Annotated in this window: 14 protein-coding genes; 7 read left to right on the plus strand and 7 right to left on the minus strand. The window is 44.7% G+C overall.

Annotated features, from left to right (window positions below; all coding sequences use genetic code 11):
• Positions 1-127 precede the first annotated feature (127 nt).
• The gene (locus AB4407_RS15715) at positions 128-742 is read left to right on the plus strand and encodes a TetR/AcrR family transcriptional regulator (protein WP_372121221.1); all 615 of its coding nucleotides are present in this window, start codon (positions 128-130) and stop codon (positions 740-742) included.
• Positions 743-777: 35 nt separating this feature from the next.
• Here the strand turns inward: AB4407_RS15715 and AB4407_RS15720 are convergent, their stop codons facing one another.
• Entirely contained in the window at positions 778-1,689 is a 912-nt protein-coding gene (locus AB4407_RS15720) for a LysR family transcriptional regulator (protein ID WP_372121222.1), read from the minus strand.
• A gap of 156 nt (positions 1,690-1,845) precedes the next feature.
• Here AB4407_RS15720 and AB4407_RS15725 point away from each other — a divergent pair, with 156 nt between their 5' ends.
• Both AB4407_RS15725 and AB4407_RS15730 read left to right on the plus strand, forming a co-directional pair.
• On the plus strand, positions 1,846-2,151 hold the full coding sequence (locus AB4407_RS15725) for a monooxygenase (protein ID WP_372121223.1): 306 nt from the start codon (positions 1,846-1,848) through the stop codon (positions 2,149-2,151).
• Positions 2,152-2,228: 77 nt separating this feature from the next.
• Positions 2,229-2,603: a hypothetical protein gene (locus AB4407_RS15730; protein WP_372121224.1), complete on the plus strand. Its 375-nt coding sequence runs from the start codon at positions 2,229-2,231 to the stop codon at positions 2,601-2,603.
• Between the two features lie 105 nt (positions 2,604-2,708).
• Here the strand turns inward: AB4407_RS15730 and AB4407_RS15735 are convergent, their stop codons facing one another.
• From AB4407_RS15735 to AB4407_RS15750, 4 genes are all read right to left on the minus strand, one after another.
• Positions 2,709-3,227, minus strand: coding sequence for a lipocalin family protein (locus AB4407_RS15735; protein WP_012604434.1), 519 nt, complete (start codon positions 3,225-3,227; stop codon positions 2,709-2,711).
• A 547-nt stretch (positions 3,228-3,774) separates the two neighbouring features.
• Positions 3,775-4,227, minus strand: coding sequence for a septal ring lytic transglycosylase RlpA family protein (locus AB4407_RS15740; protein ID WP_372121225.1), 453 nt, complete (start codon positions 4,225-4,227; stop codon positions 3,775-3,777).
• Positions 4,228-4,593: 366 nt separating this feature from the next.
• The gene (locus AB4407_RS15745; RefSeq protein WP_010439712.1) at positions 4,594-5,085 is read right to left on the minus strand and encodes a VOC family protein; all 492 of its coding nucleotides are present in this window, start codon (positions 5,083-5,085) and stop codon (positions 4,594-4,596) included.
• A 311-nt stretch (positions 5,086-5,396) separates the two neighbouring features.
• Positions 5,397-5,996, minus strand: a complete 600-nt coding sequence (locus AB4407_RS15750; protein WP_372121226.1) for a LysE family translocator — start codon at positions 5,994-5,996, stop codon at positions 5,397-5,399.
• A gap of 120 nt (positions 5,997-6,116) precedes the next feature.
• Here AB4407_RS15750 and AB4407_RS15755 point away from each other — a divergent pair, with 120 nt between their 5' ends.
• Complete coding sequence (locus AB4407_RS15755) at positions 6,117-6,602, plus strand: Lrp/AsnC family transcriptional regulator (RefSeq protein ID WP_372121227.1); 486 nt, start codon at positions 6,117-6,119, stop codon at positions 6,600-6,602.
• Between the two features lie 110 nt (positions 6,603-6,712).
• On the opposite strand, the gene AB4407_RS15760 is transcribed toward AB4407_RS15755, so the two are convergent.
• A complete protein-coding gene (locus AB4407_RS15760) occupies positions 6,713-8,083 on the minus strand; it encodes an L-serine ammonia-lyase (RefSeq protein WP_372121228.1) in 1,371 nt (456 codons plus the stop codon).
• 26 nt (positions 8,084-8,109) lie between these two features.
• Positions 8,110-9,651, minus strand: a complete 1,542-nt coding sequence (locus AB4407_RS15765) for a sodium:solute symporter family transporter (RefSeq protein WP_372121229.1) — start codon at positions 9,649-9,651, stop codon at positions 8,110-8,112.
• 348 nt (positions 9,652-9,999) lie between these two features.
• Here AB4407_RS15765 and AB4407_RS15770 point away from each other — a divergent pair, with 348 nt between their 5' ends.
• The 3 genes from AB4407_RS15770 to AB4407_RS15780 form a co-directional block, all read left to right on the plus strand.
• Positions 10,000-11,295 (plus strand): MFS transporter, encoded by a 1,296-nt coding sequence (locus AB4407_RS15770; RefSeq protein ID WP_017629762.1) that lies wholly within the window; start codon positions 10,000-10,002, stop codon positions 11,293-11,295.
• 143 nt (positions 11,296-11,438) lie between these two features.
• The gene (locus AB4407_RS15775; RefSeq protein ID WP_372121230.1) at positions 11,439-12,455 is read left to right on the plus strand and encodes a nuclear transport factor 2 family protein; all 1,017 of its coding nucleotides are present in this window, start codon (positions 11,439-11,441) and stop codon (positions 12,453-12,455) included.
• 200 nt (positions 12,456-12,655) lie between these two features.
• Positions 12,656-13,522: porin (locus AB4407_RS15780; protein WP_372121231.1), on the plus strand; the 867-nt coding region annotated here is incomplete at its 3' end.

Genomic DNA, 13,522 nt, shown 5'->3' on the forward strand with positions numbered 1-13,522 from the left:
GATAAAACCATCACAAAAAGCATAATGCTTAGCGTAAAACGAGACACATAGAACTGAGCACCAACAGGCACAAAGCAACGAGACAAACTGGGTAACGAGACAACACTAAGTAACGAGAAGCAAGCACGTGACTAAAATCATCAAGAGTGAACAGAAAAGATCGCAGATCTTAACCGCAGCCAGCCAACTTTTCTCTGAATATGGCTTCAAGATCAATATGGATCAGATAGCCAAAGCGGCGAACGTTTCCAAGCAAACGGTCTACTCTCACTTTAAAAACAAAGACGAACTTTTCGAAACCTGCATGCAAACCAAGTGTGCGGAGCGAGAACTCAGTCCTGCAGCCTTTGATATGGATGCTGCGGTGGGTGATGAGTTGGTGAAGTTTGGTGTGAAGTTTCAGGATTTATTACTTGATGAACAATCTAGACAAACCTTTCAAAATGCCATTAGCCAAGCGAATACGCATCCAGAGATCGCCTCTATCTATTTAGAAACTGGGCCTCAGAAAACCACCAAATTACTTGCTGATTATTTGCAGTCGAAAATAGATTCTGGTGACTTAACGCTTTCAACATCAAGTTCACCGATCATTGCTGCACGACAATTGTTGCTGATGTTTCATGGAAAGTCGGCTTATTGGGCATTCTTCGGACACGACAGCGGCGAGTCTGATAATGAAAGACTGAATTACACGCGTGAATGTGTTGCACTATTCTTGAACGGCAATCAGCCTCGTTAATTGCTGATAACTCATAACTAAGTTTCTCATAGCACTTAGTCCGCATTCTGGGCTGATTCAAGAAGCAGTTCATAGAAACGCTTTGCGGCTGGGCCTGTCTTCGCACCTTTCGGCAGAGTCAGATGAAGCGGGACTTGGTATCCACTGCCATTTTCCACATTCAATACCGTGAGCTTGTCACTTCCTCGGCTTTCAACAATGTGCTTTGGTAGTCGACAATACCCGACTCCCTGCTCTACCGCGCCAAACGCATGGTCGAAATTGTCCACCGTAATACGCTGACTCGACTTCAACCAGCCCACATCCTGTTTGTTCCCTTGCTTTTTGCTGCCTTGACTAGTTTGAGCACCTAAATCTCGCACCACAATTTGCGGCAAAGACGACAGTTGATTCAACGACACTGAAACGGCACTTGCTAACGGATGTGAGCTAGCAACTACTGGCTCCATCATCGTAAAACCAAAGGCTTCGGCTGAGTAATTAGTAATAGGCAAGTTGATGATAGCCACATCAGCCAGTTCTTGAGTCACCAGTTCGGTTGTTTTAGACAAAGACGTTTCAATCACTTGTATCGATGTGGTGTTGTTCTCCGTCAAAAATGCAGCCATCGGTTGATAAAGGCGTTCAAGGCAGCACAAGTGATCAACAGCAACCACAATTTCAGACTCAACACCTTTCGCTAGCTGTTCACTGATCAACTCTAGCTCGCGAGCTTGTTCCAACATACTGCTTGCACGGCGCAACAGTGATTTCCCATCCTCCGACAATACCGCCCTACGACCTTCAACCTGCACTAAAGTCACGCCTAATTGATCCTCCAACTTTCTCAGCGCATAGATCAGCGTGGTGTGGCTCTTGTTCAATTGCAATGCCGCTGCCTGAATACTGCCTGCGCGGTCAATCTCATAAAGGGTTTGCCATTGGTCTAGGGTGGTCTTCAATCTCATCGGTCTAAAATCCTGACAGTTAATAACTATATTATGAACTTTTCTGTCTGTTTTTTACAGGTACTATCTATTTCAACAGGCAATCAAGCCTCCTATGTTTTGCGAAATGACCATGAGTCTCAGCGTAATACCAAGTAACTATTTGGAGAAATAACCATGAAATTATTACAAGTCGATTTTGAATTTAGCGGCCCATTTGGTGAAGAGATGTCGAACACACTCGTTGACCTAGCAAAGTCTATTAACAACGAACCGGGTATGATCTGGAAAATTTGGACAGAGAACGAAGCAGAAAAACTGGGCGGTGGTGTCTACCTTTTTGAAGACCAAATCAGTGCAGAGACGTACCTAGCGATGCATAGCGCTCGCCTTAAACAGATGGGCGTCGATGAAGTACGTGGTGTGATTTTTGACGTGAACCAGCCTTTAACTACCATTAACAAAGGCCCAATCAACGACTAGTTAATTCGCTGAATGAAAACAAAGCGATTGAAATGAAAAATAGAAACAGCGAAAGGCACGAGATAGAGAGATAACAAATGAACAATAAAACGTTTTTAAGCCTACACGGCATCATTTACGCAGGGTTTGCCTTGGCGTTGTTTTTCCTACCAACGGTCATGTGGCCTATGTACGGCGTAGAAATTAATGATAAGTACGCTTATTTTCTCTCTCAACACACCAGTATCTTTTTGGGTGGTATTGCCGCGATAAGCTGGTTATTGCGAGATATTGAGCCCGGAGTCAGTGCCAAAAAGCTCATCCAAGGTTTGGTTGTGACCAATATGCTGGGTGCCACCATCACACTGTATGCAGCGTTTACAGGAATCTTTGTTGGCTTTGGCTGGAGCGACCCAGCATTCTTCATTTCACTATCGGTACTCAGTGTTTTGCAGGTTCGCCGCCAAGGCTAGCTCATACAAAATTCAAAACCAAACCAAACTAATAAAAAAGGAACAGATGCATTCATCATCTGTTCCTTTTTCTCAATCAACTGTCGTCAACCTAGCGCGCTCAGCTTATTTGCTGTGCTCAACGTAAATCAATTCATCAGTATTGAAGCCGCGCTCTTTAGACATTGCTTTGAACTTCTCCATCACTTCTGGCGCAACCTCTGGTGTTCTTGAAAGTAACCACAAGTAATCAGTATCTGGGCCCGAAACAAACGCGTATTGGTAGTTCTCTTTATCCAACTCGAACACCACATAAGCTCCGTAGAAGGGGCCAAAGAACGACACCTTCAGATACCCCTGATCGCTGCCTTCGACAAAATACGCCTTGCCTTCCGCTTCGTTCCATTCGCCATCTTCCGCCGAATAGCCGCGGTTAATCACCTTTACGCCACCATCATCACGCAAACTATATTCGGCACTGATGTTATCTAAGCCACGCTCAAACGAGTGGTCCAAGCGAGCCACCTCGTACCATTTGCCTAAGTATCTATCCAATTCAAACTGTTGAACGGGCTTTACTGTTTCAGGCATGCCCACGCAACCACCCAATAGAATCACACTAAGCAGCAATAATATTTTTTTCATCCTAACCTCGGCTTGTTTTTATTAGTAATGCGAGTAAGCCTTGTGAAAACATAAACTTACATCCTTGGTAATACGTTAAATCCATTTTTATAGTTCATATAACAGTAAATTATTCAGAAGCTTATGGGAATTGTTTCGTTGGTGAATGAATCAATGGCGTTTCATTGATGTTCGGTGCTGAGTAGGAGTCACCACAAAATATACGGCAAGTTAACTTAGTCAGTAGAGCAACTACGGACACTTTATTATTAAAAATCCGCGATATGATTCTTACCACTCGCTTTCTATACTTATTAAACAGTGGAACATGGGAAATATAAGAATGAACAACAAGCTCACTTTGCCACGCACTGATGTGCACCATCAATACTGGACAGTGAGCTTAGTGACTTTCCATACTTATGCTAATTCGTGATTTGCTAATACTTGGTTCTACGAAACTCATTTCTGTCCAAATCCAATTTAGTCCCCCTCAGTAATGACAATCCCTACAAAAAAAGGATTGGTATTCCTACCAATCCTATTAGATTCACAAACAAGCGGGGTCTTAGTGCTTGTACCTAAAGGTATTGCTGTCATCAACAATCTCGATTCTGACAGGCAAGGTGCCCTGCTTAACATTGCCAATTTTTGCAAATGCCTTGTGCGAAAGGTCGATAACTCGGCCTTTTACATAAGGGCCTCGATCGTTAACTTTCACATCGACAGATTTACTATTGCTCGTATTGGTCACTCTCACTATAGTCCCAAAGGGCAAGGTTTTATGAGCCGCCGTATAGGCATTCATATTATACGTCTCACCACTTGCAGTGAGCCTTCCATGGAATTTATCGCCATACCAAGAAGCTTTACCAGCAAGAGCATGTGACTTGGCATAATCCTTTGTTTTAGAACTGCCGACAGCCGACGTTGAAGTGCATCCGGCCAATACCATAAGAATAAGAGCAGTAAAGATAATATGTGATTTTTTCATGTAATTTGGGTGCGCTAATCTGTGCATTTTTCTCTGTTTTCGCTGTTTTTTGGTTCGCCATATATTGCTGAGTATAGTCACTGCACAGCTAAGGCTACCATCCGGTAAGATGCACCAATATTTTCATGGTGTACGCTTTCTTCCGTCATGTTCATGAAAGGTTTTATCCTTAAAACGTCAACTTTAACAACACTTTAAATCTTTTTGTTTATTAGTCATTCAACACAAAAAACTGCGGTTCAAAGAACACCCGAAGACAGGTTTATTTATGCCCGAGTCTAATATTAAGTGCCCCTTCTCTCATCAAAGACACGCAAAAAAGGATTGGTATCGCTACCAATCCTCTTTAGGGGGGTGTTTCGGTTTCTACCTTATGGCAGGTCGGTAACGCTATTACTCGTAATCAGTCGCGTACGTGTCTTCGTATGTATGCGAGTAGAATTCGAATAGGTTGCCAAACGGGTCTTCTAAGTAAACCATTTGCGCTTGTTTTAGTTCGTCTTCTGGGTGGTAACGCATGATGTCCATACGAACCTTACCGCCAAACTCTTCAACGCGCTTGATAGCTGAATGGAACTGCTCTTTTGGAAGCTGTAGACAGAAGTGGAAGATGCCTAGACGAGAGAAGTCTACTTCGTGACGCTCTTGGCGATCTTTCATTTCGAACAACTCAACACCGATGCCATCAGATGTCACTAGGTGTGCAATGTTGAAGCCTTTGAAGCCTTCACCAAATACTGCGATACACATACGGCCAATTGCTGATTCGCGCTCTTCCATCACTTTGGTATTGTTCATCACGATTCTTAGACCTAGAGCCTTGGTGTAAAACTCAACTGCTTTGTCCATGTCGCCAACCATGATGCCTACGTGATTCATTTTCATAACTTGCTCCAAATTCGTTTTTAATTCTATGCTTTCCGAAGATTAGCTTCGGTGTTTCGTTTCGATGGAGAGAGTATAAGGAGATAGGCTAATTAAATGAAATTATCATAAATTATATTAATGATAATTTTTTGTTATTTATGGGTTTAAAGATGAAAGATACCGAAGAGATGTGTTGTTGATTAGGTTATTAGTTGAATCGATTTGTAAGGAGTACGAAATGGGATTGAGAGAGTCGTCATTCACCAAGGAAACTCGAGCCGCCAGCCGGTGACTCGAACTCTAGTGCAACAATCTTTTAAAGCTGTGGTCTATGCCGGTTGATAAAGCATAAAGGCAACCACAAGCGCTAGGCTACCGCCCAAACAGCGGTTAACAAACATCATCTGCTTTGGAGATTGCAGTAGCCTGGTAAGCATGGTTCCACAGTAAGCCCAAACCAACATACACAGCACACCCGTCACGACCATAATGGTGGTAATTGTGACGACTTGAATCAAATAGTCTGCCTGCGTGGTAATAAACTGAGAAAAAACGGTCAAAGAAGCAATCCACCCTTTCGGGTTTAACACTTGAATTAATACACCCGAAACAAAACCCGAACGGTTTGCTGAATGATCCTGCTCTATTTCCATATTGGCAATAGACCAAGCCATAAACAGTAAATAAGCCGCACCAAGGTACTTCATTATCGTGTAGATTTCTGGATAAAGAGTAAACAGACTTACTAATCCAGCACTAGACCCTGCCAATATGACAATAATGCCAAAAGCATTTCCTGAGACAAAAGGCAACGTCGCCGCAAATCCATATCGGCTCGATATCCCAAGCAATGCAATATTTCCAGCTCCTGGTGTAATTCCAATTGATATTGAAAACAGCAAGAACGCCAGCATCAATTGAGCGCTCATTCTTTCTCTCCTAGTTAGTAGTATGTTGTTTGGGGCAAAGTTTACAGGTTCGACTAGGAATTAAATTGCTATATGCGCTAGTATTAACTCAAATTTGAGCAAAAGTTTTCAAAATAAAGCATGAAACTGAAAGAATCCACCAACGAAGTGTTAGATGATACAGATATTGCTATTCTTGGCCACATTCAAAAAGATGGCCGTATGAGCAACAGCAAGCTAGCAGAAAAAGTAAACCTCAGTGAAACACCTTGCTGGCGCCGTTGGAAGCGTATGGAAGAGACCGGTTATATTGATGGGTACACAGCCCAGCTCAACCGTAAGAAGCTCGGGCTTCACGTTTCAGGCTTCACTCTAGTGACACTAGGTAACCACGAAGTTGAAAATACCGAACCGTTTGAAGAATTTGTCGCGGTGACAGATTGGATTCCAATGGGCCACTGTATTGCAGGTGGTGCCGACTATATGATTCAAGTGCTAGCGAAAGATTTGGAAGAGTACTTTGAGCGAATTAGCTCGATCAGACGAGTGAAAGGTGTCAGTTCGATTCAGTCTAATATCTCGGTTAAAGAGTTGAAAAACAGCTATCAACTTCCTCTTGTGGACTAATTCACTTCTTCTGACTGCCCTGTTCTTTCAGCAAAAAAGCCCAACACCCTAGGTTTCTAAAACTTAGGGTTGGGCTTTGTTTCAAACGAGTATCGTTTATTTACGCTTTTCTATTCACAAGGGTGAGCTAAATGAATCAGCGCTAAGCCGCCGAGAGACGTTTCACGATATTTTTTATTCATGTCTTTACCCGTTTGATACATGGTCGCGATGACCTTATCCAACGAGATCAAAGATTTGCTATTGCGTTTCAATGCCATGCGAGACGCATTAATCGCCTTCATCGCCCCCATCGCATTTCGTTCAATACACGGTACTTGTACTAAGCCACCAATCGGATCACACGTCATTCCGAGTGAGTGTTCCATCGCAATCTCTGCTGCAATACAAATCTGCTCATTACTGCCACCACGTAATGCCGTTAAACCCGCTGCCGCCATAGAAGACGACACACCCACTTCACCTTGACACCCTACTTCCGCGCCAGAAATTGAAGCATTGGTTTTGTACAAAATACCAATCGCACCCGATACCGCTAAGAAATCTTTCAGTTGCTTGGTGTCGAGTTCTTTAATGAAGCGATGGTAATACATCAATACCGCAGGAATCACACCCGCAGCCCCATTGGTTGGTGATGTCACCACTTGTCCGCCGGCGGCATTTTCTTCGCTAACTGCAAAAGCAAACAAGTTAATCCAGTCCATGATTTCCATTGGGTCGTTTTCAACCGCCGCATTCGCTTCAAGCTTCTTCAACAAGTTTGGCGCACGACGTGTGACGTTCAAACCGCCATCAAGAATACCTTCAGTTTCAAATCCGCGTTCCATACAGCGAGTCATCACTCGCAAGATTTGATCGGCCTTTTCTGAGATAACATCATCGCCTTGGAAAGCCGCTTCATTTTTCAGAATCATGCCACCCAAGCTCATACCGCTGCTTTCGGCTTTTTTCAGCATTTCATCGGCATTTTTGAATGGCAAGGGGACTTCTACTGCTTGGGTTTGAGTGCCGTTTTGCAGTTCATCCGCGGTTGCGATAAAACCGCCGCCAATCGAATAGTAAGTTTCATCAACAATTACGCTTCCGCTTTGGTCAAACGCGGTAATCATCATGCCGTTTTCATGCAAAGGCAGATTGTCTTCGTGGAATAGCATGTCGGTTTGATAGTTGAAGCTAATGGTGTGATGGCCGCTCAACTGCATTTCACCACTGTCGATAGCAAGACGCATCGCTTCATTAGCGCTGGTGATCTTAATCGTATCTGGCTTATTGCCGAGCAAGCCCAAGATGGTTGCTCTGTCGGTATGGTGCCCTATTCCGGTTAACGATAACGAACCATAAAGATCGACCTGAACACGAACCACTTCTGTGATTTTATCCGCGACCAATTGAGTGAAATGGAAACCCGCAATCATTGGGCCGTTAGTGTGTGAGCTCGATGGCCCCACACCAATTTTGTAGATATCAAAGATCGATAACATAGATATACCAGTAAAGAGTCGGTCAATTAAGAAAGAGCGGCATAGAGCCAATCAGGGATAACAGTACAAGCAGCGATTGTCACAACAGCGAATACCAACAAGCCGTAATGACTCGCAGTAGGCTTGGCGAACAAGTGCTTCTGCTTGGCTATAAATTCGTTTTGTTGCTGCGTCACTTCTCCCCAGAAACGACTCACAACAACACCTAGAACTAAGAAAACCACCGTGCCAATTAAGGCAAACCAAGGCCAAGAGATGCCACTGTATTTGGCAATAAATACCACTACGACACTACCGATACTGCCCGCTATAACGCCTTTTTCATTCGCTTGCTTGAAGAACAACCCAAGGATGAAAGAGCCAAGGCGAATACCAACAAAAATTGAAGTTAGGCTGGCAATAGTTTTAAGCACTGATTCATTAGAGACCGCCAGTAACGCAGGCACAACCACCGAAGCGGCAGCAACGAGGCTCATTTTTCTTGCCACCGATTCGTAATGCGCATCGGAGGCTGATTTACGGAAAAAGCGCTTATAGAAATCGAATGTCGCCACAGTTGCCATTGAATTATAAGTGGAATCCAGCGTCGACATCGCTGCTGCCGACAGTGCAGAAATCACAAGCCCAACAATGATTGGGTTAGTGTGGTTAAACACGAAATCGAGAATCACTTCATTACTGTTCTCAAAGCTGGTGTCTTGATAAAAGACACTCAGCAGAACGCCCATCACAGAAAAAAACAGATAGATGAAGAACGCGCCGTAACCACAAAGCAGCATGGATTTTTGCGCTGTCTGAACGTTTTTTGTCGCCAGTGTTCTTTGGATAATCAGTTGGTTAGCACCATATACGCTCAGGTGCAAAAAGCTCACTGCCACTACACCCGCCCACAATGTGGTGTCGACGCCAAGATCAAAACCTAGGTTGATGATATTCAGATGCTCAGGAGACAACACCTCCCCCGCATCGATCTTCATGAGCAATAAACCAAAGATCGCGATACTGCCAATAATCAATACTGCCGACTGCAGCATGTCTGTCCATATGACAGTTGAGATGCCCCCCGCATAGGTATACAAGGCGGTAAATAAGCTGATGTAGATGATCGCCTCGGAGATACTCACTGGTAGCACTTGCACCAAGATCAATGCCACCGCATACAAAATCACCCCTGCCGAAATACACTGAACCACAATGAACACGATGGAATTGATCGTGCGAGCGACAACGCCAAAGCGGTGCTCTAAGTATTCATAAATAGAGGTCAGGCCGAGCTTGTAAAACACTGGAACAAAGAAAACCACAGCGAAAAAGATCACTATTGGGTAATTCAGATGGACGCTCATCGCTTCCATGCCAGAGCTATAAACCCAGCCCGGCATACCCACGAACGTCATCGCACTGATGTAGGTTGCAAGAATCGACACACCTGCCGTAAACCAACCAAATTGTTTTCCACCAGTCGAAAAGTCGCCACCAACGCTATAGCGTTTGTTTACTAAGTAGCTGATAAATAAAGTAGTTAATACATAAAGAGCAACAACCACAAAACTTGAGTACGTAACCATTTTTAGATTCCGTTTATTGTATTCTTCTAATCATTCGCCGCCAATATTACTCAAAATTGGATATATTCCCTCAAAAAGCCACAGTAAGTGTGAGTACTGTCACTAATATAGACGAATAAACGCTCAAAGCGTCCCAAAAATCCCAAACTCACGATCTAACGGGATCCAGATCACTAAAATACACAAAATGGGTACGCACTCATTTTAAAATTGACTTTGATCACGGATCTAATAACCACAAAAACTCTATTATCTCTCCCGAAACGAAGACGGTGTGGTGAATATCAATAACCACTGCACAATAATCAAAACTACAACCACCCTATATAAAATAAAGGTTTATCGGTCATGACTACTAAAAAACACATGAGCGAAGTTCCTATGATTCAAAGGGTAGCTGCTTATCTTGCAATTCTAGTTGGCTACTTTTTCTATTGTTATAACTTTGTAATTATTGACTACGTACGCCCATACATCGTTGATGCGTATGATGGTATTAACTTGGCGGATACCGCTCAGTTCTATACATGGCAGTCGGTTGGCGCACTTATTGGTGCCCTAAGCTGTGCATGGGTGGCATCAAACTTTGGTAAGAAATCGACTCTTATTGTCATCACTGCACTAAACGGTGGTGCAACCATCATCAACATGATGTTTACCGACTACGCGATGTGGGCAGCGATGCGTTTCATTATCGGTATTTCTTTGGGTGGTTACTTCACGGTAGCAGTAAGCCTGATGATCGGCCTATTCACACCAACCGTGCGCGGTAAGTTAACGGCATTCGCTTCCTCCATGTTCTCTGTTGCGCTAATGGCAATGGGTGCGTACGCAGCGTTCATTTCTAGCATCGACGCACCTTGGCAGAGCCTAATGTGGGTGGGTGGTATTCCTCCTCTAGTTGCAGCTGCCCTGATGATCTTCATCCTGCCTAGCGACAAGAAAGTGATCGCCTACGGTGAAGAAGATCAAGCCGCAGCTGAAGCATCTAATGCACCAGCGAAGAAAGGTTCTTGGGGTGAAATGCTAAGCGCGCCTTACCGCAAGCTAACGATCACTTGTCTATTACTGGCTGGCCTTAACTTCTACGGCTACCAATTCTTCTCTGGCTTCGTGACAACGTACCTAAAAGATGTTCGCCAATTTGACGGTGCGACCATCGGCATCATCTTCTCTATCTCGGCATTCGGTTCTCTGTTTGGTGCTTGGGTATGGGGTGCAATCGCCGATAAATACGGCCGTAAAGTGAACGCGTTTGGTTTCATCCTTGCGGGTGTTATGGCTTCAGTATTCTTTGTCGCACCAAGCGACGTGATGATCGGCAGCTTAAACATGCTGGCTATCCTAGGTCTTATTTACAACTTCGGTCTGTCTGCTTCTGCGGTATGGGGTGGTTACTTCTCTGAATTGTTCCCTGCTCACCTACGTAGCTTCGGTGCAGCACTGTTCCACGGCGGTCGTATCATCGGCATGTGGGCACCAATGGTGCTGGTATTCATCCAAGAGCGCAGCGACCTTGCGACAGCAATGTGGGGCTCACCAATCGTATGGATTGTGGCTGGTCTACTGTGGCTATCACTACCAGAAACATTGAAAGGCGGCATCTTCGACAAGAGCAAAAAAGCGGAAACAGCAAAAGCTTAATCCCCTTTAGTTGAAAACTCAAAAAGTTGAACGCCTCTAAAGACACGAAACAAACATCAATCCGGCTGAATAGTCAGCCGGTAAAAAAATCCAAATCGAGTCCTGTTCCGAATGTTGACTCGACAACAAAAAGAGAATGAATTATGTCTAAATATCAAGAAGCTAAACGCATTGTTCGCGAATACTTTGATGCAATGGAAAACGCAACTCACGAGAACGTTGCTGAAGTTTTAAAAGCACACACTTCTGAAGACTACTTGTGGCGCGGTGTTTACCCATTCCGTGAGCAAGAAGGCGCACAAGCAGCAGCTGACGTTTTCTGGGCGCCAATGATGAAATCGATGACACGCATGCAGCGTCGTCAAGACATCTTCATCGGTGGTAACAACGAAGTTAACCCAGATGAGATTTGGGTAATGAGCATGGGTCACTTCATGGGTCTATTCGACGCTGAATACCTAGGCATGCGCCCAACTGGTAAGATAATGAACGTTCGCTACGCAGAATTTAACTGTGTTGTTGATGGCAAAATCACTAAGACAGGCTTGTTCCTAGACCTACTAGGCATGATGGATCAAGCGGGTTGCTACCCACTTCCACCATCAACTGGTAGGCACTTCGTATACCCTGGCCCACGCAACCACGATGGTCTGCTATTCGAAGACGCGGCTCCAGAAGAAGGTGTTGCGACACTTGCTCTAGTAAACAAAATGGTTGATGACCTGTCTGCTCTTAACGACAGCGGCGCGATGGGTTGCCCACCAGAAGTACTAGCGAAGAGCTGGTCAAAAGACATGATTTGGTACGGCCCATGTGGTATCGGCGCGTCTTACACAATTCCTCGCTACCAACAACAGCACCAACTTCCTTTCCGTAACAACCTGAAAGACAAGAAGTTCAACGGCCACGTTTGTCGTTTCGCTGAAGGTAACTTCTCTTGTTTCTTCGGTTGGCCAAACCTATCAAACACACCAACAGGTGGCTTCCTAGGTATGACTGGTGGTGAAGTACGTGCAAACATGCAAGTAGTTGACGTTTACTACCGTGACGGTGACAAACTGTCTGAGAACTGGGTTCTTATCGACCTTCCTTACTGGCTACAACAGCAAGGTCTAGATGTGTTCGAACGCACTTCAACCATCATGAACCCAACGCTGTAACTGTGTCCTATTGTCTATCTAGTCCATACCTACACTAGATAAACATGACTGCCGAGGGCTCCTTCTCGCCCTCGGCAACTTGCTCCACCCAAGATAACCAACTTGTGCCTAACGGATGGGCACACCCTGCCAAAACCATTACCTATATAACGGGCTTGAAAGCACGGCGGCTTTCTACGGCCTGAATAAAGAGAATAACAATGAAAAAGTCGATTCTTTCAGCAGTGATCCTGACAGCACTTACTTCGGGTTCTGCTTTTGCTGCACACACTTTTACCAATGACGCGGGCGACAGCCTAACACTAGATGGCCGTTTTGACGTTCGTTACCAAGACAAAGGTGGCGATCATAATGGCGAATGGAACAGCGGTAGTTCTCGTTTCGGCCTTAAAGGTCAAATGGGACTAGATAACGGCTGGACTGGCTTTGGCAATGCCGAATGGGGTTACAACTCAGGTGCTAACGGCGACAATATTTACGACCGACTTCTATACGCAGGCGTAGAGCACGAAAAATACGGCAAGATTGCTGCGGGTACTAAGCAGTGGTCTACCTTCTACGATGTGGCTTGGTTCACCGATATGGGTCGTGTATTTGGTTCACGTGGCTCTGGCTACTACAACCTGTCTGACTGGGGTATTGCTTCAGGTACAGGTCGTGCAGAGAACTCAATCACTTACCGTAACAACATCAGCGACAACTGGAAATACGGCTTCACTTACCAGACAACTCGTGAAGATGTTGGCCTTGCGGATGGTTTAACAGCAACCCTGAAAAACGGTATGGGCGCATCAACGCTATACACTGTTATGGATGGCCTAACGATTGGTTTGGCTTACCATCAGAACGAATTTGATGATGTCGATGCCGGTGTGAAAAACATCAAAGATGGCGACACACAGCGCATCGGTTTATTAGGTGTGAACTACACCAATGATGGCCTATTTGTCGGTTTCACCTACAGCCAAGGTTCAAACTGGGAAACCACCAGCCAAACAGAATTCTACGACCACCGCGGTGCTGAATTCTTCACGTACTACCACTTTGAAAAGGTTCATCGCGGATTA

The organism is Vibrio sp. 10N.261.46.E11 (assembly GCF_041472735.1).
GTDB lineage: Bacteria > Pseudomonadota > Gammaproteobacteria > Enterobacterales > Vibrionaceae > Vibrio.